This is a genomic window from Butyrivibrio sp., assembly GCF_015056685.1.
Taxonomy (GTDB): domain Bacteria; phylum Bacillota; class Clostridia; order Lachnospirales; family Lachnospiraceae; genus Butyrivibrio.
Window position 1 is genome coordinate 1 of the sequence record NZ_SVFW01000007.1, and the last position, 20966, is coordinate 20966.

Sequence of the window (20966 nt, forward strand, 5' to 3'; positions counted from 1 at the left end):
GCAATTATTCCAATGATCATAATCTTCCTCATCGCCCAGAAGCAGATCATGGAAGGCATGATCGAAGGCGCCGTGAAAGGCTGACCTCTTTTTACATCATATCGCTCGGAGTATTTGCAAAGAAACAGTAAATACATAAAAATTCGCCTCGTTTTCTTTCATGCTTATTCAGAACAGAAAACGAGGCGATTTTTTATGCATTATGCTCTGCGAGGTAGTCGTTGAGGGCGTCGACGATTTCTTCGGCGTCGATTCCGTGTACTGCGCAAGCCTCGGCAAGTGACTCCATCTGTGATGCAGGGCAATGAATACATCCCATTCCACATTCCATAAGGAACTGTGCAGCAAGAGGATGCTTTGTGATGATATCACCAACAAGCATTTCTGTTGTGACTAAGTTCTCGTTTTCCATTTCTGTTCTCTCTCCTTCTTCATTTCCGAAAAGTAGGTCCTTTAATCCCATATGATGACCTCCTTAGACTTTAAACTATAATGTTTTATTATATAAATTAAATTGTGTAAAATGATTTTACCGCACACTCACTTTACCTGCAAGTACATTTTTGTAATCTTCGTAATTCTTTTTAAGAAGTTCAGGTGTATTAAGCTCATATGGGCATTTCTTTGTACAGGCTCTGCAGTTTATGCAGTCATCAATCTTAGCCATTTCTTTTTGCCAATGCTCATCAAGCCAGCTTTCAGATGGGGCTCTTCTGATCATAAGTGACATTCTGGCGCAGTTATTTATCAAAATCCCCTTAGGGCAAGGCATGCAATAACCACAACCTCTACAGAAATCTCCTGACAATTCCTCTTTTTCCCCGGCAATAAAGTCCTTAATAGAATCTGTTAATGACGGTGATTCATCCATATATGAAAGCCATTCATCAAGCTCTTTTTCTCTCTGAATGCCCCAAATAGGCATAACATTATCAAATTGGCTCATGAAGGCAAATGCAGCATCTGACTTGTTTATAAGTCCTCCGGCAAGTCCTTTCATAGCTATAAAGCCCATGTTGTGCTCTTTGCACTTATGAACAAGCTCTATTTCTTTATCAGTAGAAAGATAGCTAAATGGATACTGCAAGGTCTCATAAAGTCCACTTTCTATGATCTCTTCAGCAACCATGAGCTTGTGAGTTGTGATTCCGATATGCTTTATAAGTCCTTTTTCCTTGGCCTCCACCATGCACTCATACATACCCGTGCCGTCGCCGGGTCTGTAGCACTGCGAAACCATATGGAACTGATAAATATCTACATGATCAGTCTGTAGAAGTTTAAGAGAAGTCTCTAAATCCTTCCAAAAGTTCTCGGGATCTTTGGCCGCAGTCTTGGTTGCGATATAGATGTTATCCCTTACTCCATATTCCATAAGGCCTCTGCCGAGCTTTTCCTCAGAATCACTGTAAGCTCTGGCAGTATCAAAAAATCTCATGCCGCCATCGTAAGCCTTCCTTAAAATATGGATTGTAGTCTCCATATCATCTCGCTGGATGGGAAGTGCTCCGAAACCATTTTGAGGTGCAGTAATGCCGGTACTGCCCAAAGTAATATTCTTCATATTAAATCCTCCTACCAGAAAGCAGCCTCTGCTTTAAGCCTGTGTGAACACGTAAAGCCTTGTGTCGCCGGTGCGCATTATACGTGTTCCATCATTGTTGCCCGTGCCACAAAATGCAGAGTTAAAAGCTACTCCATGTCCATTAAATGCAGCTCCAAGAGCAGTAGCCTTCTGCTCCTCACCATTAATGTCCATAAATTTATCGATTATGCCATGAACAATTCCGTCCTGCTTTACATGAACAGGTGTGAACATATTTATAAGACTTCCAAATTCCTTAATGCTGTGTGGAACTACTCTTCCGACCATGTTATAGATCTTTTCATCATCAAGGCCGATTGTCTTAAGGCACTTGTAGTCATTATTTGGTCTTGCATCCTTCTGGACAACAAAAGCAACTGCCTTAGTCTTATCTTTACTTACTATAATATAACCATCTTCAGGAAGTCTATAATAATCTCCGAACTGGAACAATTCTCTGTTCTTCTTATAGAATTCTACCTGATTTGTGATAGCTTTTTTGTCTGCATCAGACATATCACAAAGATTGAGCTCGTATCCAAAACAGCCTGCCGCTGCAACTTCAAATCTTGTCTCAAGAGGCACAGTATTGAGTGTCTGATGGTTAGGACATGCAGAAACATGGGCACCTACTGTACTTGCAGGATAGCCATAGCTGTATCCTCTCTGAATATCAATCCTGCACATTGCATCAGTATCATCACTTCCCCAGATCTGTGGGAAGTAGCTAAGGATTCCAAGATCAAACCTGTTGCCACCGGCAGAGCAGCCCTCGAACAGTATTTCAGGGAAAGACTCTGTGAGTTCTTTCATGATCCTGTACAGTCCAAGATAATATCTGTGCTGGAACTCGCCCTGTCTCTCAGCAGGAAGGCTCTTTGAATATCTGTCAGAGAATGTTCTGTTCATATCCCACTTTACATATGAGATCTTTCCTGATGAAAAGACCTTTTTCATGGACTCAATTATGTAGTCCTGAACTTCACTTCTTGTAAGGTCCAGGTTCATCTGATTTCTACAGGTTGAATGATGATGTCCCGGAACAGTAACAGCCCAGTCAGGATGTGCTCTGTAAAGATCACTGTTCTCATTGACCATCTCAGGCTCAACCCAGATTCCAAACATCATTCCAAGTGCATCAAGCTTTTCAGAAAACTCCTTTAAGCCTCCCGGAAGTTTCTTCTTATTTTCATACCAGTCACCAAGGGAGCAGTTGTCATCATTTCTTGCGCCGAACCAGCCATCATCCATTACAAAGAGCTCTATTCCGCACTTCTTAGCTTCTTTTGCAAGAGAAAGAAGTGAACCCTGAGTAAAGTTAAAGTATGCTGCCTCCCAGCTGTTGATAAGGATTGGGCGCTCTTTCTTTTTCCAGGTTCCTCTCACCACATGCTCTCTCACAAAGTCGTGCATGTTAATGCTCATAGCATTCATGCCCTTTGAAGAGAATGTCATGACAGCTTCAGGAGTCTCAAAGCTCTCTCCCGGTGCCAAAAGCCAAGTAAATCCTGTTGGCTGAATACCGCTTACAAATCTGCTCATGCTATAGCCATTAGAAGAAAGAGCTTCATAGTGGTTACCGCTGTAAATAAGGTTAAATCCATAGCAATCGCCATGGTCTTCACCCGCATCAACGCTGCTTACGATAACAAAAGGATTGGATCTTGATCCTGATTCTCCGGCTGCAAGCTCCTCACTTACTACCTTTCCGCCATTGCAGACGCTCTCATATTTGCCCATCTCATCTGCCCATCTTCCATGGAAAGATGTCATCTTATAGGATGAAGAGTTGAAGTCAACGGCAGTACTAAGGATTCTGTCCACTTTAATTTCCTTGTCGGAATCATTGTAAAGAACTGCACTTCTGGTGATCACATCACATTCAGGAAATACTGAATAGATAAGATCAAGTCTTGAGCCATACCCTTTGTCCTTCAAGGTAACTATAAGCTGCTCAACCTTACCATCAGAAGTTTCAACAGACTCCGCATAAGACGAAGGAAGAGACGTAAGCGCTGCCTTGCCTTCTTTTATCTCATATTTATCAAAAAGAAAATCCACAGTATTGGATCCATCGGCATAAGTAAGTTCTACAAAAGGATCCCTGATATCGCCCTTTCCAAAGCTGCTCATTTCAAGGCAGAGCTGCTCAAGAAGAATCTTATTGTGTTCATCTGAATATACGATTGTATTGCCGGCTCCGTTGAAATGCTTGGGTGCGATGGTCTCTGCAATACTGTCAAGCATGCTTACCCCGGTCTCTCTGTTTGAAAAAATCCTGTCCCCATAATGCAGGTGCTCCAAGTGGCCACTAGCAATCTTTCTAAACATGTATGATGTGTTTTTTGTCTGTAATAAAAATACCTTCTCGTTTGTTAAGATCATTTATCTTCTCCTTGTGGAAGTTTAAGTCCGTTCATTACTATATTGATCATCTCGTTAAGAGACTCCTCATAGCTGTATCCTGTGCTTGAGAGTTCTTTTGAACTTAAGAATTTCTCGATAGCACCTTCTATTATGAGCTTGATAAAAGAGATTGGCATTTTCCTGATCAGTCCTTCATTCATAGCCTGCTCAAGAAGTCTTTCTGTCTCCCCCCAGTCACTCTCTACTCTTTCAGCTATCTTTTTATATACATCAGGGAACTTTTCCCTTAACTGGTAAACCCTTCTGAAATCAATATTTTTGTAATTATCAGGAAGACAAACAATAAGCTTTTCTATCTTTTCAAGAAGCTCTAAAGAATCATCTGCAACGATCTCTGCCTCTTTTTCCTTAATGGCAGAAAAACCGTAGTCTACAGTTGCAAAGAATAGCTCGTCCTTGTCATTAAATTCCTTATATATGGTCTTTTTACTGATATGAAGCTCCTTGGAAATATCATCCATAGTGAACTTCATTCCCTTACTGTTGAACTGGCTGATAACCGCATCCATGATTTTCTTTTTAATTTCGTTCAATTGCAATCCCCTCCTACTTAAAATATCACTTCAAAACTGCCTTAAGGTATTCCCAAACATTTCCTGCTGACTTAACAGAAAGTCTCTCTTTTGTTGAGTGAATATCCTGCATATCAGGACCGATTGAAATGCAATCAAGGCCCTTTATCTTTTCACTTAAGATGCCACACTCAAGACCTGCATGAATAGCCATAAGTCTTGGACTCTTTCCGTACATTTCTTCATAGACCTTCACCATGTGTTCACGAAGTTCTGAATGCTGTCTGTATTTCCAGCCCGGATACTGGCCTGATACTGAATATGTTCCGCCAAAAGTAGTAACGATTGTTGTAACCTTTTTGATAAGCATGTTCTTGGCAGACTCAACGCTGCTTCTGACTGAGTGCTCAAGTGTGATAGCTGAATCTTCTGTCTTAATGATTCCAAGGTTCAATGAAGTCTCAACAAGTCCCTCAACAGCTGCGCTCATAGCCTGAACTCCGTCAGGTAAAGAAATGATTGCGCTGATGATCATTCTTCCATCTTCAAATTTAGCACATGCATAGTTATCCTCAGCTCCTACCTCAGTGCATGTGATATTTACGTTAGGATCCTTAACTTCAAGCTCACCCTTAACTTCCTCAAGAGTCTGCTCTACGCTCTCCTTAAAATCAACTACGTTTCCAGCAGGAACAACAACCTTAGCTACAGCGCCTGAAGGGATAGCATTGTCAGCAACTCCGCCTTTGATTGATACAAGTGAGATCTCAGCAGCATCCATCGCATTCAAAAGAGTTCTTGCCAAAATGTGATTAGCATTACCTCTTCCGCACTTGATCATTTCGCCTGAATGTCCACCGAGCAAACCGTCTACTTTTACTTCATATAAAACGCCGCTCTTATTTTCCTTTTCAAAAGAAAAATCCGAGTAAATTCTGGCACCACCTGCACAGCTTGTAATGAAAGCGCCTTCCACTTCGTTATCGATATTGATCATCTTCTTACCCTTTAAGGATGAAAGATCTATTGCTGTAGCACCAAACATTCCTGTCTCTTCATTGGTTGTGATAACAACCTCAAGTGGTGGATGAGGAATCTCATCAGAGTCAAGAAGTGCAAGGCAGTAAGCAACTGCAATTCCGTCATCTCCGCCAAGGCTTGTTCCCTCAGCCCAAACATATTCTCCATCTGTCTTGCAGCGAAGTCCCTCTGTGAGCATGTCGATATCACAAGAGTCGTCCTTAACTGCAACCATATCCATATGTCCCTGCAGGATTACAGGCTCTTTGTCCTCGTATCCCTTGCTTCCGGGAGCTTTAATAATTACATTAAGTTCACTGTCCTGAATAACTTCAAGGTTTCTTTCCTTGGCAAAAGAAACAAGATAATCACTTATTTTCTGTAAATTTCCGGAACCATGTGGAATATTACACAGCTCCTCAAAAAAATGAAATACTTCTTTTGGTTGTAAATTCTCGTATGCCATATCTATATCCTCCACTATAAAAATATCAGTTTCCTTCAAATCTACATTTTTACTGCATAAAAAAAGGAATATCACAATGTGATACTCCTTAATTCTATATCAAAAAAACTATTTTTTCAATGAAAGTTTCCGATTGAATTATGCAATCTTTGTTTTTGCAAGCTCAGCAAGTGTCTTGAATCCTTCTGGATCATTTACTGCGAGCTCAGCAAGCATCTTTCTGTTGATGTCAACACCTGCAAGCTTAAGACCATGCATAAGGTTGCTGTATGAAAGACCGTTGATTCTAGCAGCTGCGTTGATACGTGTGATCCAAAGAGATCTCATATCTCTCTTCTTCTGCTTACGTCCAGCAAATGCAGATGTAAGTGCTCTCATAACTGACTGCTTTGCTACTCTATACTGTTTTGATCTTGCTCCTCTGTAACCTTTTGCAAGCTTTAATACTCTATTGTGCTTCTTCTTGGCATTCAATGCGCCTTTAACTCTTGCCATCTTAATATCCTCCTAATTTCTAATAACCAAACTTGTCAATTCTTCACTAAGCGTAAAATTTATGCATAAGGAAGAATGCTCTTCATTGCCTTAACATTTGTAGCGTCAACAAGTCCAGCATGTCTAAGATTTCTCTTTCTCTTTGTAGACTTCTTTGTTAAGATGTGGCGCTTATACGCTTTGTTTCTCATGAGCTTTCCTGTGCCAGTAACTTTGAATCTCTTGGCAGCAGCTCTCTTTGTTTTCATCTTTTGCTGCATAACTTAAATCCTCCTGTGAATCTCAGTAATTTTGTGGAACTTTATTTTTAACCAATACTTGGCAAAAATCAATTCTTCTTTTCGGCAAGGAACATTGTCATACTACGTCCCTCAACCTTAGGCTGTTTCTCAACAACAGCAACATCGCTAAGTGCCTGAGCAAAATCTGTAAGAATATGTACGCTTGCTCCCATGTGAGCCATCTCACGACCACGGAAACGAAGAGTGATCTTAACTCTGTTTCCTTTCTCAAGGAACTTCTTAGCTGCATTCACCTTAGTATTAAGATCGTTTGTATCAATATTAGGTGAAAGTCTGATTTCTTTAATCTCGACAGTTTTCTGTTTCTTCTTAGCTTCTTTCTCTTTGCGAAGCTGTTCGTACTTAAATTTACCGTAATCAACAACTCTGCAAACAGGTGGTTTAGCTGTTGGCGCGATCATAACAAGATCAACACCCTCATCGTCAGCAATCTTTCTGGCATCTGCAATAGCCATAACCCCAAGCTGCTCACCATCAATACCAATTACACGAACTTCCTTAGCTCTGATCTGTTCATTAATAAATAACTCGCTAATGGTTTTATCCTCCATACTATGAAAAAAGGTGAATACACATTGTATCCACCTGTAATCTCAATTCATCCAAACATAATAAGTTTGTTTTGAAAGATATTAACACCTGAAGCCCTTGCCGCAGGGTGAGAGTGGATACTCTGCTTTGTTTTCAAATACTCATATACGATATCACAGTCCAAATATGCTGTCAATACCCTTTTTGTTTTTTCTTGTTAGCAAGTGGTCTGAATATCGTCATTCGCCCTGTCCAGCCAACAATTCTGGTAATAATTATACCAGGCAAAATTCCCATGCAGTCAATCAGGACATCTCTTTTTGAAGGACTACGCCCTGATACAAAGGACTGGTGGTACTCATCAAGGCAGGCAAATCCAGCGCAGAAAGCTCCGGCAAAAAGCACCAGGAGCGGCCCCCTGAGTCCATATACATATAGAGGAAACGCAACAGACACTGCCAGTAAAAAATATTCTGTGACATGGGCGGTCTTTCTGACATAGAACTGCGATGCTTCGGACAGATCTTCAATCTGAGCCTTGGACCAGCCCCTGTCAAGCTTCTCATTGGCATAGCTGAAAACCTTTATACCAACCTGATAGCTGAGCTGGCTGCTCACGTCGCCTTCCTGTCCTGAAAACATGAATATCACACACATCATTATGATCGCGGGTACAAAAGAAAGTGGCTTAAGCACAAACCGCAATGTTTGTTTGATATACATTAAAAAATACTTCATTTTTTCTTCTTTGCCTTAGCTGTTTTGCTCTTTCCTTTTTTATCAGCAGTCTTTTTTGCAACACTATAGCCAAACTTTCCGACTTTTTCCCCAAGCATAAAATACTCGCCATGGGAATAAGCCACAAGCTTAGCCTTTCCAAGATCAAGCCTTCCCTTGTCATCAAGTAATTTGTCATCTACTGTAACACACATAACCTCTGCGATAAAGATAGTATGGCTTCCCAGATCAATTGACTGTTTTACCTTGCACTCGATATTAACAGGGCTTTCAGCTATTCCCGGAGCTGATATTTTCTGGGATTCAAGAGGTGTTAAGTTCATTTCTTTAAACTTATCGTATTCACGTCCAGAACGTACACCGCACCAGTCTGCTGCCCTTGTAAGCTTTTTACTTGTGAGATTGACTACAAATTCCCCTGTCTCCTTGAGAATATCATAGGAATATCTCTCTTTACGCACAGATATTGATAGCATGGCCGGGTCACTACAGATAGTCCCAGCCCATGCAACAGTTATTATGTTAGGCTTTTCACCCTCACGCTGACAGCTAACCATAACTGCAGGTGTGGGATAAAGCATATTACCTGGTCGCCATATTTCTTTTGCCATATAAGCACCGCCTTATATCCAGGCAGAAAAAACTTTCTGCCACAACTTACTTCATGATTTCTTCCATCTCATCGAGAGCTTCGCCAAATACCTTAAGTGCCGCATCGATAGGAGCCTTTGTTGTAAGATCAACACCTGCGATCTTTAAGAGGCTTACAGGATCCTGTGTGCATCCGCTTGAGAGGAACTTCTTGTACTGCTCTACTGCAGGAGCACCCTCTTTAAGAATTCTGTCTGCAATCGCAACAGCAGCAGCAAAGCTTGTAGCATACTGATAAACATAGAAGTTGTAATAGAAGTGTGGAATTCTGCACCACTCCCATCCAATAAGTTCATCAGAGATCATATCCTCGCCAAAGTACTCCTTATTGAGGTTATAGTATACATTATAAAGAGACTCTGCTGTAAGAGGCTCACCATCTTCAGCCATCTTGCAGGTCTTTCTCTCAAATTCCTCAAACATTGTCTGACGGAACATTGTGCTCTTAAAGCTCTCAAGGAAGTGATTTACGATAAAGGCCTTTTCTTCCTTGCTCTTAGCATGATCTTTAAGATAATGATACAAAAGAACTTCATTAGTAGTAGACGCTACTTCTGCAACGAAGATCTTGTAACCTGCATCAAGAATGTGCTGTGCCTTGCTTGAATACCATGAATGCATTGAATGTCCCATCTCATGAACAAGTGTAAAGACATCATTCAAAGTATCATTGTAGTTAAGAAGCATATATGGATGCGTTCCGTATACATTTGAGGAATACGCACCGCTTCTCTTTCCTTCATTCTCAACAACATCAATCCATCTGTTCTCATATGCCTCTTTTACGACTGCAAGATAATCTTCGCCAAGAGGAGCAAGGGCCTTAAGAGAGATCTCTTTTGCCTCATCATATGTGACATTCATGTCAAAATCAGGGATCATTGAAACATATACATCATACATGTGAAGTTCGTCTACTCCAAGGAGCTTTTTCCTGAGTGACACGTATCTGTGCATTTTGTCCATGTTGCCATGAATGGACTCAAACAGCGAATCGCAAACTAAAGGTGATACGTTGTTACCATCAACTGCCGCCTCAAAGCATGAATTGTATTTTCTTGCCTTTGACTCGAAGATCCTGGCCTTAACTTCACCGTCATACATAGCAGTCCATGTATTTTTGAACTCTGCAAATCTTGTATAGAAAGCCTCAAAACTTGCCTTTCTCAAGTCTCTGTCATGAGACATCTGTGTTGGAACAAATCTTCCCTGTGAAAGCTGAACCTCTTCTCCCTTTGAATCTTTTACTGAAGGGAACTTAAGGTCAGCGTTTGCAAGCATTCCGAAGGCCTTCTGAGAAGCGCCCTCAAGCTCACTTGCTGATGCCAAAAGAGCTTCCATGTTGCTGTCAAGCATGTGAGCCTTTAATCTTCTGATGTCCTTTATTGCTCTCTTGTATCTGTCAAGCTCAGGAACCTGTGCATAGAGCTTTTCAAGCTCCTCATCAGAAATATCAACAATCTCAGGGTTCATGAAGGCTGTTTTTTCTCCTGCAGCAACGTAAGCTGACATTGACCTTCCGCTCATTCCCTGATACCTAGAGTTGGATGTATCCTGATCAAATCTCTTATGAGCATATCCATGAACTCTGTCCACTAAAAGTTCAAGTTCCTCTGAAAGTTTAAACGCCTCAAGAAGGCACTTTCCATCAGAAAGCTTCCCCTGAAGAGCTGCAATCTTATCAGCTACTTCACTTATCTTTTTAAGCTCTTCTTCCCACTTTTCCTCATTTTCGAAAATATCCTCAAGTCGCCATGTAAGTTCCTTTGCGACCTCATCTCTTTTTGGTAATCTTTCCTGCATTTCTTTTCTCCTTCTATATTATTTTAGAGAAATCTCCATCCTGTACGAAGATGTAATCTACGCCATTTGCCTTGGCTACTCCACCATCGCTAAAAACCTCATTCCCTATCATAACGCATTCAGTAGGGTTTAATCCATGCTTTTTTAACAGTTTTTCCATGAATTCTTTCTGAGGCTTTTTTACACCATTATCTGACGATATGAAAATGTCATCAAAGTACTTTGCAATATCCACATCTTCAAGCTCTTTCCTGGTAAAAAAGAGCTGTGCATTAGACAAAAGAAATACCTTTTTCCCGGCAGTTTTAAGATTAGTCAAAAGTCTGTCAGTATCAGGGTATTTGCATAGCTTATCACGTGAAGCTTCCCTAAAAAATATGCAAAGCCCTTCCAAACTAGTTGGATCAACTGTCTTATTGCCACAATTTCTGATTCCATCTTCTATTAGCCTTGCCCAGACATTTTCAATTTTTATCTCCGGATACTCCGCGTGAGTCTTCTCAATAAGGGCATCTGTTTCCTCTTTACATGCCAAAAGATATTTCTCACGAAGGTCTGCTCCTGTGTAATCTGCGCCATATTCTTCAGAAAGCTTTTGGACCATTTTCACCCAAAGCTCAGGCTGTTCCTCATCTGTGTGGATATCCACTAAAGTTCCATATAGATCAAAGATGTAATTCTTATATTTGTAAGCCATATTCCGCACTCCTTTTACAATTAGGAAGATTATAACATTTTTTACCAGTGCAAATTAAAAAATCTTCTTTACAACATCTATTGTCTATGCTAGAATAACATTCGTTGGTGCAAAAGCCATAAATAAAGGGGAATCATACAATGGCTAGTATGCCGGTCTCCAAAACCGCTCATGCGGGTTCGAATCCTGCTTCCCCTGCTCAAAAAGAAAAGACTGGAATCCAGATAATTGCTGGAGTTTCAGTCTTTTTTGTTGTTAAAAATCTTTTGTTGTAAATGTCTGTTTTGGTTCAAAAAAGTACATTTTGAAACATTTAAATTAGGGTAATTTTAGGGTACAAATCTGCGTACTAATCATGTATAATGTAGGAAAACAGCTATTGATCACGTTTCTTTATAAGAGTTTTATTTGACTGAACATAATAGTTGTAGTAATATGATGGTGCGGAAACGCAATTAAAAGCGATGATATATTCTATGGCAAAACGAAACCCTCGGTGTGGCGACATCGAGGGTTTCTTGCTCGTTAGAGTGAGCTATTCTCAGGCTAGTACCGTGCTACTCATCCCTGTCTAGCCATTTGCAAATATAGTAGGCGACTATACTTGCCAATACAGAGATAATGAATGCGATGATATACTCCATGTGCTGCCTCACCTCCTTTCTGCTGGAGGTACACGGCTTTACTACATTATCATAAGCATAATATCTTTACAATCTGTTTTTGTCTTTTATATTTTTGCATTTAAAAGGCACGAGCGTTCATGGCGCTCGTGCCCTCTATTCAATATTCAGTTGTCAAACGTTAAGGTTACTATAGACCACATGGATGAACAACCTAAATAGCTCTAAACTGGAAAACGTCATTTCTATTAACTTTTATCATATTGCATTCATTGACCATAAGGTTCTTAACATATAAAATGATTATAGTGACTAAGTTCCAGATACTCGTGAGGACTGGGACCGCGGGAGGACCTGAGGGCCCTCCTTTAATTTTTTTCTTGAGGAGTTTTTCTAATATGCCTAAGCCATATCTTCCGTATGGTAAACAAATCCAAAAACTAATAAATGATAAAAGGTTAATAATAAAAGATGCTCGATGCTCCTTTCTATCTGTATTTGGGAAAGTCAGGAAAGCGGGTTCGAATCCTGCTTCCCCTGCTCATAAAGAAAAGGCTGGAATCCAGATATTCTCTGAGGTTTCAGTCTTTTTTGTTACTATAATTCTTTTATTGTAAATGTCTGTTTTGGTTCAAGAAAGTACGTTTTGGAACATTTAATTTAGGGTGATTTTAGGGTGGTAAATCGCTTGTCAATCGTAAAAACTTATTTGAACTTATACTTGTTTCTATAATGCGTAATATTTTTCTTGTAGGATGGTTTTAGCGTAAGAAGCCAATCCTCTGCTTCAACCAATGCACCGATAATAGATGTAATTCTCACAGAGTATTTCAGTGAATAGCGGCTTTCAGCTTCCCATCTGGTATACTCATTTGCATTTTTGACAATCTTTTTGGGAACTGAAATGCCATATTTTACACAATGATCTTTGATAAGCCTATCCAAGTCATGGATATATAATTCCTTCACTCCATTTGTTTGCTTGTTATAGATGCAATATTTCAACATTTTCTCGATTGCCTGTTGAACATGATATGAAGCTAGATTCTTCATGTCTTTAAGTCCATTATTACTCTGGTAATTACAAATTGCCTGTCGAGCTAACACTAAATCAGACAACGATTTTGTAAGATATTCCTCAAACATTCTTAAAAATAATCTTTCCTTTCGTTAATATATCTCTGGCTACAAATTCTGTACTTTTATCAAGTGCAGCCTGTGAATTAAAAGTCAAGATATCATAATCCTGATCTTCGTTTATCTTATAGAGCTTTGTCTTGAAGTCATCATAGGACTTTGACCTAAACAACCTTGACCTTGTTACGTTACTCACTATGGCTAGATCGATGTCTGACCGTTTAGTACATCTCTTTTCCAGAGATGAACCAAACAGATAAATAGTATCAATCAGCTTACATTCTGCTGCAATCTTAATTATTTCTTCAATAATATCTTTCTTTATGTCTGCAACTCCAAAAGAGTCACCAACATTATTCTTCATTGTTACAATATTGCACATGATAACTCCTTTCATCACAAATAATAGCCCAAAAGGCTTCAAAACAAGGCATTGATTTTTATGATATCGAATATATCTAATGATGTCTTGGTACAATTATAATAACAAAAATAGGATGGTATTTCTACCATCCCATCATTGTCACAACTATCTATTTTCCACTAAGGGGCTCGAACCCACGACGGGAGTTCTATTTGACTGAAAATAATAGTTGTAGTAATATGATTATGCGGAAACGCAATAAAAAGCGATTATATATTCTATGACAAAACGAAACCCTCGATGTGGCGACATCGAGGGTTTCTTGCTCGTTAGAGTTACTGCTGTACTTCGATTATTATGTAAAAATAGTTACTCCTGAGTTGATGACTCTGATGATGTAGCATCTACAATAAGTTTACTCCATACAATATAATATGGCGTATCATAAATAGTTAGTTTAAGTGGTAAGTTTACTTCATTAAACTCGGTAATGCATGCATCTTCTGGATAATCAAAGACTGTCCCGATTAAATTTGATGTATAAAAATCCTCATTCTGTCCTGCATTTATTACAGCTGGGTCATTTAGGAAGTCTTCGACTGAATTAAGTGATTCTATTACATTATAAAAATCAACGTCATCTTCAACCTTCTTCACATATGCTGTACCACTTCCCGTATAATGATTGTCTTCAGTGAATTCATCCTCGAAGTTGCTTCTACAGCAGATGCAACTATAATTGAAGACATCGAGAGGTGATAAGAGTGGCATTTCTGACTCCATCATATTGCATTCATTGACAAATAAGGTTCTTAACATATAAAATGATTATAGTGACTAAGTTCCAGATACTCGTGAGGACTGGGACCGCGGGAGGACCTGAGGGCCCTCCTTTAATTTTTTTGGCTCCTTTCTATCTGTATTTATGAAAGTCAGGAAAACGGGTTCGAATCCTGCTTCCCCTGCTAAATGTAAAAAGACTGGAATCCAGATATTCTCTGAGGTTTCAGTCTTTTTTGTTACTATAATTCTTTTATTGTAAATGTCTGTTTTGGTTCAAAAAAGTACGTTTTGGAACAGTAAAATTAGGGTAATTTTAGGGTACAAATCTGCGTACTAATCATGTAAAGCAATCAATCATAGCTACAACTCAAGTGATCATTTACGAAAAAATAAAGCCTTGTCATCCTTATTACGATTTGGATTTACAAGGCTTAATTTATTGCTATATGGAAGGCTTGATTGCAGTACTTGCCCTTTGTGCAACGTTCTTTGGTCTTGGCTATTCCATCGGTAGGAATAGCAAGCATTAAAATAACCGCCAAGCCTGAACAACTAGCGGTTATTTTAATCACTATGTAATTTCGGACTAACCGTTGCTGTACGGGTAGCACCTTTTTATGCTTTCATTATAGCAAATTAATCTTAATAATCAACACAGTTACTCTAAAATTATTAATTTATTTACTGTACTGTAACTTTAGTTCCCGGCTGCTAATACTGCTATTCCATAGGCAGGTATTACCACTTTCCCATCATTATATTCACATTTCTCCTCGCCTGTGCAAAGGTTATACACAAGCTTCGTATAATCTTTCGACATATCATCTGTGGAAATATCCACTGTCTTGGCTTCATCTGATGTATTGATCAGAATCAGAAGCTTCTCTTCATCTGTATCGTAGCTGCTTTCCTCTTTTTTCTCCCTGACAAAGGCTGAGATATCACCATCTGAAAGAGAGTCCACAACTACAGTTTTCCCTCTTGCGATCACAGGGAACATATTTCTGAGTTTTATAGCTGCCTTGTAATAGTTAAAAATTGAGTACTCATCTGCCGCCTGCTCATCAAGAGCCGGATACTTCATATCAAACTTGTCCATATCAGCAGGGCCATTGCACATGCCTGTCAGGTCAGTAGAACTCCACTGCATTGGAGCCCTTTTATTCTCATCTTTACCAGAGCCCTTCATTCCCAGTTCTTCACCATAATAGATAAACGCATTTCCAGTCATAAGAAGGTTAAGTGCTCCGGCAAGCTTCACCTTGTCCTGACTGCCTTTTCCGGTAAAATACCCAGCAGATCTGGCCATATCATGATTAGTGTAAAAAGGCGCATCGATGGCAGTGCCGCTAATTTCAGCCAGCTGACTTTCTATCTTTTCAAGAGCTTTACCGTAATTAGCTGCAGCGCTCGTTCCTCTTGCAACGCCTGCAATAGTGCCCTCACTTCCCGCAAAGTCAAAGTCAAAAAAGCTGTCAACACCGCTCTTATAGTACTTCAGGTAAGTACTTGAATTAGTCCAGCACTCACCGACAATGTAAGCATCTTCTTTTTGTGATTTAACCGTGTCATTAAGCCATGTCAAAAACTCAATGTTTTTGGAATCATCGCCTGTATAATAGTAAGACACCGCATCAAGCCTGAATCCGTCAACGCCATGATCTATCCAGAACTGCGCAATATCTTTTATCTCATCCCTTACAGCCTCATTATCAAGGTTAAGGTCCGGCATCCCAGAGCAAAATCTTGCCTCATAATAAAAGTCAGTTCCCGGAAGAGGTTCATAACCGTCAAATTTCTCATAAGAAAAATTGTAGTAAGAAATATATGGGCACGCCTGATAATCTTCCTCAAAAAAGATAAGATCCGCAGTATCATCAGATTGTCTGTCTGCAGTCTCATTTCTGGTCAAAAGAATATCAGCATTATCTGATATATATTGTGCAGCCGCTTTAAACCAGGGATGCTCAACGGAGGTATGGTTTAAAACAGTATCAACAATAACATTAACTCCTCTTTTATGACATTCATCCACAAGCTCATCGAAATCCTCAATTGTTCCGTACTGCGGGTCGATATCCTTATAATCAGTTACATCATATTTGTGATATGTCGGAGATGGCGAAACAGGCATCAGCCATATCTCATTACAGCCAAGATCAGTATCTGTGGTATCATTCCCATCATTTATGTAATCAAGTTTTTCCGTAACTCCTTTGAGATCCCCGATTCCATCTCCATCACTGTCGTAAAAAGAATAAACAAAAATCTCATAGGTCGTTCTATACTTGTCATCAATAACATTCAGCTCTGAAGCCATTTTTTCGTTAACTGCTTTTCCACATCCGGGTAAAAGAAGCGTCGCAGCAAGGAAAGCTGCAGTAGCCTTATACCAACAATTCTTTTTCATAATTCTTCATCTCCTAACAAAGCATATGATAGCACATCTTTGAGCATATTTACCAATTGCAAATTCTATCGTATACGCCATTCATAACATCGATAAATCTGCTATAATAGGCAGAGATATTATCATATAGAAAAGAGGACGAATCTATGGCACAGAATCCTATTGTTACAATCACAATGGAAAACGGTGACGTTATCAAGGCTGAGCTCTATCCTGAGATTGCACCTAACACAGTCAATAACTTCATTTCACTTATTAACAAAAAATTCTACGACGGACTTATTTTCCACAGAGTTATCCGCGGTTTCATGCTCCAGGGTGGAGATCCTGAGGGAACAGGAATGGGCGGCCCAGGATATGGAATCAAGGGTGAGTTCTCATCCAACGGATTCAAGAATGACCTTAAGCACACTGAAGGCGTTATTTCGATGGCAAGATCAATGATGCCTAACTCAGCGGGCTCACAGTTCTTTATCATGCACAAGACTTCTCCACACCTTGACGGAGACTACGCTGCATTCGGTAAAGTTACAGAAGGAATGGACGTTGTAAACAAGATTGCTGAGACAGACACAGACTGGAACGACAGACCTGTTAATGACCAGGTTATGAAGACAGTTACAGTTGAGACCTTTGGCGTATCTTATCCAGAACCTGAGAAGGCCTGAATCATAGCTTTGGCAAAAGAAAAAGCAAAGACCTGAAAGCACTTGGCTTCCAGGTCTTTTTTTACTATTCTTCTTCGTCAATTTTTTCTCTTATCTGCTGCATTCTCAGATCCAGCTGATTGATAAGATCTGCACTAAACTTAAGATCGTCTGAAATAACATCCTGATGCTGAATGTTCTTTTTATACTTCATCTTGTGCTCAAGGCTTGCCCAGAAATCCATCGCGATTGTTCTGAACTGAACCTCTACCTTCATATACTCTTTTTCCGTAGTAAGGAAAATAGGCACCTCAATAATGAGGTGAAGGCTCCTGTAGCCGCTCGCCTTGGGATTCTCAATGTAATCCTTTTTCTGGATGACAGTGATATCATCCTGTTTAGCCAGGCAATCTGCAAGCATATAAATGTCGTCTATAAAAGAACATATAACCCTTATTCCGGCTATATCTGAAAGATTTTTGCTTATATTCTCAACGGTAAAATCCACACCCTTATTGCTCAGCTTGTTATAAATGCTGGTAGGTGTCTTTATTCTCATTTTGATCGATTCAAAAGGATTTCTATTATTTATCAATGAAAGCTCTTTATTAAGAACATCCAGCTTAGTCCTGACTTCTGATAACGCGCAATCATATTTCATCATCAGGATTTGGAAGTCCTTAACCTGATCCTTCATCTTAAGCAGATTCTCAATATCTATCTGACTGCCCTCTTCAGTATGACTTTTTTCAGATCTTCCCGTAAGCTTAGCAAAATCTATCTTAGAATAGTCTAATCTCTTGACTGCCATAGACTTCACTTCCTTTCGCCTAATATCTCATGTACAGTATATCAGTATACCTTAAACGTTCTGTGAACTAAATATTAAATTTTCAATAAACCCAAAATTCCGCGAAAGTGATAAACACTCTCGCGGAATCCTCATAAAAAAACCACTAGCCCCACTAATAATTTATAAAGATCATTTTGCCTCTGACAAAGACTGCGGAAGTTCAGCAAGTGAAACTACGCTGTATTCAATCTCAGCTCTTGGTCCGGCTAAGACTTTATATTTGTTCAATACTCTTCTATAAACTATTTTGCAACTCTCCTTGTTGGTTCCAGCAAGAAGGAGTAAGAACTGAGATGCTGAGTACTTGCAATATGTGTCACCCTGTCTCAAAGTCTGAGCAATGGCCTTCTGCAAGAGCTTAGCTTTTGTTTCAAGCTTGGTCTGATTAGTGATCTGCTTACCTTCATAATCAACCAAAGTGAGAAGCATCATATATACTGACTGGCCACTTCTTTCCATGTTGCGACTTAAAATATGATAAGCGTCAATGAAGCTTGGATATGAGCAATCATAAGCTCTTCCCGCGTCCGTCTTGGCACTGTCTCTTCTCTCGATGATGTCGTCTCTTATCTTAAGTATCTTACCTGGTGTATTAGTAATCTGTCTGCTCATTTTCTCATAGCACTCCATAAGGTCGCTACTTGGAGTGATTCCTAATTCATCAGTATAATACCTGACAGTCTCATCGTAAATAGCATATGCTTCATCGTATGATTCCATGCCTATAAGCGCATTGATCTCACCAACCTGCCACTCATCATCCGGATATAACTGAGCCGCTTTTTTGTATACGCGGTACATTGCATTGTAATCTTTTTTCTTTTCATAGTAATTGCCAAGGGCAACTACGCACTCTGCATACATCTTCTGAAGCTGAACGCTCTTGATGATAACCCATTCCTGTGTTGAAAGCTCCGGAAGAAGCTCCGCTTTATAGAGCTCTACAGCCTGCTTGTAGAAAAGAATCCCCTCTGTAGTATCACCGCACAATCTGGCATTACGCACTGCAGCCTCAAAGCTTCCTGCATCAGTGACTACCTCCACATTCTCATCAACATAGAAAATGCCATCCTTGTTCACTATGTACTCATAATCAGGAAGGGTAGAACTCTTAAGCTGTTTATGCATCTGATAGATCAGATTATTAAAGCTGTTATTAAGATTAGACTGCTCTTCTCTCTCGTAAAGCGTGTTAATTAGCTGCTCTTTGGTGATGCCGTTTTCACCAGCAAGCCACACAAGTTCAAGGAGCTGAATGTACTTAGCTCCTTTGTTCTTTCCAACGGATACGTTTCTTCCCTCATAAGAAATCGCAAGCCCACCGAACATTTGAACATCTAATCTGATTCCTAACCCCTCGTTCATAGTTTCACCTCAACTAGTGATTGCTGTCTCTACATTTCCCTCATAATTGCAGACACTTAAATTCTCAACTTCGGTATTTGTCCCTTCAATCCTGAAGTTAGACCACTTGCAACACCAGCACTCCCTCAAAGGAACCAAGACCCCTTTATCTGGCTCCCAATGCTCGCAGCAGTAGTCTTCCCGAACAACTCTTAACCCCTCATCATTGTAAATAGGATTACTCATATACCATCTCCTATACAACTACACTTTTATTTCTCTGATTTTAGATTAACATGAAATAAAATTACACTAACAAAGATTGTCGCAACTTGTATTTTTTTTGTCGTCTAATGTTCATATTATGATACAAAAAGAGCTCCTGATTTTTTTACCAGATCAGAAGCTCTTGAAAATGCCGTATATTTAAGGAACTATGCGTCTTACGACAGGGATTTTCCTCATGACTGCCGCCACCACAATTATCATAGGGATGATAACAAATGGCGCCCCAAGTCGATATAATAACGACCTGGTATCAACAAATGGCAGAAGCGGAATCGTCTTTATGAAAATAAATTGCATAAGGTAAATGGGATAGGTGTATCCACCAAGAAAAGAAATAAATCCCCTGGCCTTACTCTCCATAACCTTTCTTCCAATGTCTTTTAACAGGACAAAAACTCCGACAGAATAAAGGACACTTGGAACGTTCTCGTATCCCTTAAAGGTCCCATCGATCATTCCGATGCGCATCGACAGCGAATAGGTACCAATTATATGGAGCAAAAGACCTGCAATAGCAAGTCCATATATTGTAAACTTCTGAGGTTTACTGAACTCCGTATCATGAAGCAGCCACCCGATTGGTACCCAGATAAGCACTCCCATTACACTTGTAACTGCGTATGGTGTATTCATATCCAGCTGAAAAACGCCGGTAATAAATGGCGCCAGGATATTCAGGGCAAATCCCGCTGCGACAAGGTAAGAAAATACAAGTCTTCTCTTTTCTTTTTCTACTGCTGCATACAAAGGCATGCTGAGATACAAAACAAAAAGCGAAGAAAAGAACCAGTAATAATCCACAATGGTCGTTCCGGTAACACTCTGATAAATGAAATGCGGATTCACCTGCTCCCTTGGTATCTTGTGACTTAAAACCTTGCCAAACATAATGATAAGGCTCCAGGCAAGAAATGGCACAACTGCCTTATTCCATCTTTTTATAAAGAACTCTTTTAACGAATATCTATCATAGTAATCCATAAGAGTTATCCCGCTTATCATAAAAAAGAGGGGTACTCCAGGATAAAAAATGCACTCAATAATGTTTGCCGAAATCCAGTATTTCTCGGTCGCACTAAAGTCCCAAAAGCATTTGTTAGTATGAAGCACCAGCACGGAAAAAGCCGCTATCACGCTAACAAACACAATGTAATCAATTTTCTTTTTCCCCATAACAACACAACTTCCTCCCCGTTTGCTTTTTTAGCATATCATAAAACAGATTATTGGAAAATCCAAAAAAAGCTACCGGCCTTGCGACCGATAGCTCTTTTTTTGGATTTCTTAGAG

General features: G+C 39.7%; 21 protein-coding genes and 1 tRNA gene. 2 read left to right on the forward strand and 20 right to left on the reverse strand.

Annotation, left to right across the window (positions count from 1 at the left end):
• Window positions 1-193: 193 nt before the first annotated feature.
• The 12 genes from E7303_RS03705 to E7303_RS03760 all read right to left on the reverse strand — a co-directional run bounded on the left by E7303_RS03705 (window position 194) and on the right by E7303_RS03760 (window position 11227).
• Entirely contained in the window at window positions 194-463 is a 270-nt protein-coding gene (locus E7303_RS03705; RefSeq protein WP_292143896.1) for a DUF1858 domain-containing protein, read from the reverse strand.
• Between the two features lie 66 nt (window positions 464-529).
• A complete protein-coding gene (locus E7303_RS03710) occupies window positions 530-1564 on the reverse strand; it encodes an aldo/keto reductase (protein WP_292143897.1) in 1035 nt (344 codons plus the stop codon).
• 33 nt (window positions 1565-1597) lie between these two features.
• On the reverse strand, window positions 1598-3970 hold the full coding sequence (locus tag E7303_RS03715; protein ID WP_292143898.1) for an alpha-galactosidase: 2373 nt from the start codon (window positions 3968-3970) through the stop codon (window positions 1598-1600).
• Window positions 3967-4545 carry a TetR/AcrR family transcriptional regulator gene (locus E7303_RS03720; RefSeq protein WP_292143899.1) on the reverse strand — a complete coding sequence of 193 codons (579 nt, stop codon included), beginning with the start codon at window positions 4543-4545 and terminating at the stop codon, window positions 3967-3969. The genes E7303_RS03715 and E7303_RS03720 overlap by 4 nt, the downstream gene beginning before the upstream one ends.
• Before the next feature lie 25 nt (window positions 4546-4570).
• Window positions 4571-6010: an aminoacyl-histidine dipeptidase gene (locus E7303_RS03725; RefSeq protein ID WP_292143900.1), complete on the reverse strand. Its 1440-nt coding sequence runs from the start codon at window positions 6008-6010 to the stop codon at window positions 4571-4573.
• A 138-nt stretch (window positions 6011-6148) separates the two neighbouring features.
• Window positions 6149-6505: a 50S ribosomal protein L20 gene (gene rplT / locus E7303_RS03730; RefSeq protein WP_022773739.1), complete on the reverse strand. Its 357-nt coding sequence runs from the start codon at window positions 6503-6505 to the stop codon at window positions 6149-6151.
• Window positions 6506-6564: 59 nt separating this feature from the next.
• Complete coding sequence (rpmI, locus tag E7303_RS03735; RefSeq protein ID WP_013280183.1) at window positions 6565-6765, reverse strand: 50S ribosomal protein L35; 201 nt, start codon at window positions 6763-6765, stop codon at window positions 6565-6567.
• A 68-nt stretch (window positions 6766-6833) separates the two neighbouring features.
• Complete coding sequence (gene infC / locus E7303_RS03740) at window positions 6834-7358, reverse strand: translation initiation factor IF-3 (protein WP_022773738.1); 525 nt, start codon at window positions 7356-7358, stop codon at window positions 6834-6836.
• Window positions 7359-7530: 172 nt separating this feature from the next.
• Window positions 7531-8076: a VanZ family protein gene (locus E7303_RS03745; RefSeq protein ID WP_103870203.1), complete on the reverse strand. Its 546-nt coding sequence runs from the start codon at window positions 8074-8076 to the stop codon at window positions 7531-7533.
• A complete protein-coding gene (locus tag E7303_RS03750; protein ID WP_292143901.1) occupies window positions 8073-8687 on the reverse strand; it encodes a flavin reductase family protein in 615 nt (204 codons plus the stop codon). The genes E7303_RS03745 and E7303_RS03750 overlap by 4 nt, the downstream gene beginning before the upstream one ends.
• A gap of 46 nt (window positions 8688-8733) precedes the next feature.
• Window positions 8734-10530: an oligoendopeptidase F gene (gene pepF, locus E7303_RS03755; protein ID WP_292143902.1), complete on the reverse strand. Its 1797-nt coding sequence runs from the start codon at window positions 10528-10530 to the stop codon at window positions 8734-8736.
• A 13-nt stretch (window positions 10531-10543) separates the two neighbouring features.
• Window positions 10544-11227: an HAD family hydrolase gene (locus tag E7303_RS03760; protein WP_292143903.1), complete on the reverse strand. Its 684-nt coding sequence runs from the start codon at window positions 11225-11227 to the stop codon at window positions 10544-10546.
• 126 nt (window positions 11228-11353) lie between these two features.
• Here E7303_RS03760 and E7303_RS03765 point away from each other — a divergent pair.
• A tRNA-Trp gene (locus E7303_RS03765) sits at window positions 11354-11425 on the forward strand.
• 1130 nt (window positions 11426-12555) lie between these two features.
• On the opposite strand, the gene E7303_RS03770 is transcribed toward E7303_RS03765, so the two are convergent.
• The 4 genes from E7303_RS03770 to E7303_RS03785 all read right to left on the reverse strand — a co-directional run bounded on the left by E7303_RS03770 (window position 12556) and on the right by E7303_RS03785 (window position 16544).
• Complete coding sequence (locus E7303_RS03770) at window positions 12556-12903, reverse strand: HEPN domain-containing protein (RefSeq protein WP_292143904.1); 348 nt, start codon at window positions 12901-12903, stop codon at window positions 12556-12558.
• A gap of 85 nt (window positions 12904-12988) precedes the next feature.
• Window positions 12989-13369: a nucleotidyltransferase domain-containing protein gene (locus E7303_RS03775; RefSeq protein WP_292143905.1), complete on the reverse strand. Its 381-nt coding sequence runs from the start codon at window positions 13367-13369 to the stop codon at window positions 12989-12991.
• 351 nt (window positions 13370-13720) lie between these two features.
• Window positions 13721-14137, reverse strand: coding sequence for a hypothetical protein (locus tag E7303_RS03780; RefSeq protein WP_292143906.1), 417 nt, complete (start codon window positions 14135-14137; stop codon window positions 13721-13723).
• Window positions 14138-14831: 694 nt separating this feature from the next.
• Window positions 14832-16544 carry an alpha-amylase family glycosyl hydrolase gene (locus E7303_RS03785; RefSeq protein WP_292143907.1) on the reverse strand — a complete coding sequence of 571 codons (1713 nt, stop codon included), beginning with the start codon at window positions 16542-16544 and terminating at the stop codon, window positions 14832-14834.
• Window positions 16545-16690: 146 nt separating this feature from the next.
• Between E7303_RS03785 and E7303_RS03790 the strand changes: the two genes are divergently transcribed.
• Window positions 16691-17212, forward strand: a complete 522-nt coding sequence (locus E7303_RS03790; RefSeq protein ID WP_292143908.1) for a peptidylprolyl isomerase — start codon at window positions 16691-16693, stop codon at window positions 17210-17212.
• A 64-nt stretch (window positions 17213-17276) separates the two neighbouring features.
• Here the strand turns inward: E7303_RS03790 and E7303_RS03795 are convergent, their stop codons facing one another.
• The 4 genes from E7303_RS03795 to E7303_RS03810 all read right to left on the reverse strand — a co-directional run bounded on the left by E7303_RS03795 (window position 17277) and on the right by E7303_RS03810 (window position 20849).
• Window positions 17277-17888 (reverse strand): GTP pyrophosphokinase, encoded by a 612-nt coding sequence (locus E7303_RS03795; RefSeq protein WP_442861642.1) that lies wholly within the window; start codon window positions 17886-17888, stop codon window positions 17277-17279.
• Window positions 17889-18173: 285 nt separating this feature from the next.
• Complete coding sequence (locus tag E7303_RS03800; RefSeq protein ID WP_292143910.1) at window positions 18174-19409, reverse strand: bacterial transcriptional activator domain-containing protein; 1236 nt, start codon at window positions 19407-19409, stop codon at window positions 18174-18176.
• Between the two features lie 9 nt (window positions 19410-19418).
• Complete coding sequence (locus E7303_RS03805; RefSeq protein WP_292143911.1) at window positions 19419-19634, reverse strand: hypothetical protein; 216 nt, start codon at window positions 19632-19634, stop codon at window positions 19419-19421.
• Between the two features lie 180 nt (window positions 19635-19814).
• Complete coding sequence (locus E7303_RS03810) at window positions 19815-20849, reverse strand: acyltransferase (RefSeq protein WP_292143912.1); 1035 nt, start codon at window positions 20847-20849, stop codon at window positions 19815-19817.
• Window positions 20850-20966: the final 117 nt, after the last annotated feature.

Bases quoted from the DNA above. Each gene is read 5' to 3' on its own strand.
- E7303_RS03775 (WP_292143905.1), bottom strand. From the start codon at position 13,369: ATGTGCAATATTGTAACAATGAAGAATAATGTTGGTGACTCTTTTGGA.
- E7303_RS03795 (WP_442861642.1), bottom strand. From the start codon at position 17,888: ATGAAGGATCAGGTTAAGGACTTCCAAATCCTGATGATGAAATATGAT.
- rplT (WP_022773739.1), bottom strand. From the start codon at position 6,505: ATGGCAAGAGTTAAAGGCGCATTGAATGCCAAGAAGAAGCACAATAGA.
- E7303_RS03780 (WP_292143906.1), bottom strand. From the start codon at position 14,137: ATGATGGAGTCAGAAATGCCACTCTTATCACCTCTCGATGTCTTCAAT.
- infC (WP_022773738.1), bottom strand. From the start codon at position 7,358: ATGGAGGATAAAACCATTAGCGAGTTATTTATTAATGAACAGATCAGA.
- E7303_RS03710 (WP_292143897.1), bottom strand. From the start codon at position 1,564: ATGAAGAATATTACTTTGGGCAGTACCGGCATTACTGCACCTCAAAAT.
- E7303_RS03725 (WP_292143900.1), bottom strand. From the start codon at position 6,010: ATGGCATACGAGAATTTACAACCAAAAGAAGTATTTCATTTTTTTGAG.
- E7303_RS03770 (WP_292143904.1), bottom strand. From the start codon at position 12,903: ATGAAGAATCTAGCTTCATATCATGTTCAACAGGCAATCGAGAAAATG.
- E7303_RS03805 (WP_292143911.1), bottom strand. From the start codon at position 19,634: ATGAGTAATCCTATTTACAATGATGAGGGGTTAAGAGTTGTTCGGGAA.
- E7303_RS03715 (WP_292143898.1), bottom strand. From the start codon at position 3,970: ATGATCTTAACAAACGAGAAGGTATTTTTATTACAGACAAAAAACACA.
- pepF (WP_292143902.1), bottom strand. From the start codon at position 10,530: ATGCAGGAAAGATTACCAAAAAGAGATGAGGTCGCAAAGGAACTTACA.
- E7303_RS03785 (WP_292143907.1), bottom strand. From the start codon at position 16,544: ATGAAAAAGAATTGTTGGTATAAGGCTACTGCAGCTTTCCTTGCTGCG.
- E7303_RS03705 (WP_292143896.1), bottom strand. From the start codon at position 463: ATGGGATTAAAGGACCTACTTTTCGGAAATGAAGAAGGAGAGAGAACA.
- E7303_RS03810 (WP_292143912.1), bottom strand. From the start codon at position 20,849: ATGGGGAAAAAGAAAATTGATTACATTGTGTTTGTTAGCGTGATAGCG.
- E7303_RS03800 (WP_292143910.1), bottom strand. From the start codon at position 19,409: ATGAACGAGGGGTTAGGAATCAGATTAGATGTTCAAATGTTCGGTGGG.
- E7303_RS03760 (WP_292143903.1), bottom strand. From the start codon at position 11,227: ATGGCTTACAAATATAAGAATTACATCTTTGATCTATATGGAACTTTA.
- E7303_RS03750 (WP_292143901.1), bottom strand. From the start codon at position 8,687: ATGGCAAAAGAAATATGGCGACCAGGTAATATGCTTTATCCCACACCT.
- E7303_RS03745 (WP_103870203.1), bottom strand. From the start codon at position 8,076: ATGAAGTATTTTTTAATGTATATCAAACAAACATTGCGGTTTGTGCTT.
- rpmI (WP_013280183.1), bottom strand. From the start codon at position 6,765: ATGCAGCAAAAGATGAAAACAAAGAGAGCTGCTGCCAAGAGATTCAAA.
- E7303_RS03790 (WP_292143908.1), top strand. From the start codon at position 16,691: ATGGCACAGAATCCTATTGTTACAATCACAATGGAAAACGGTGACGTT.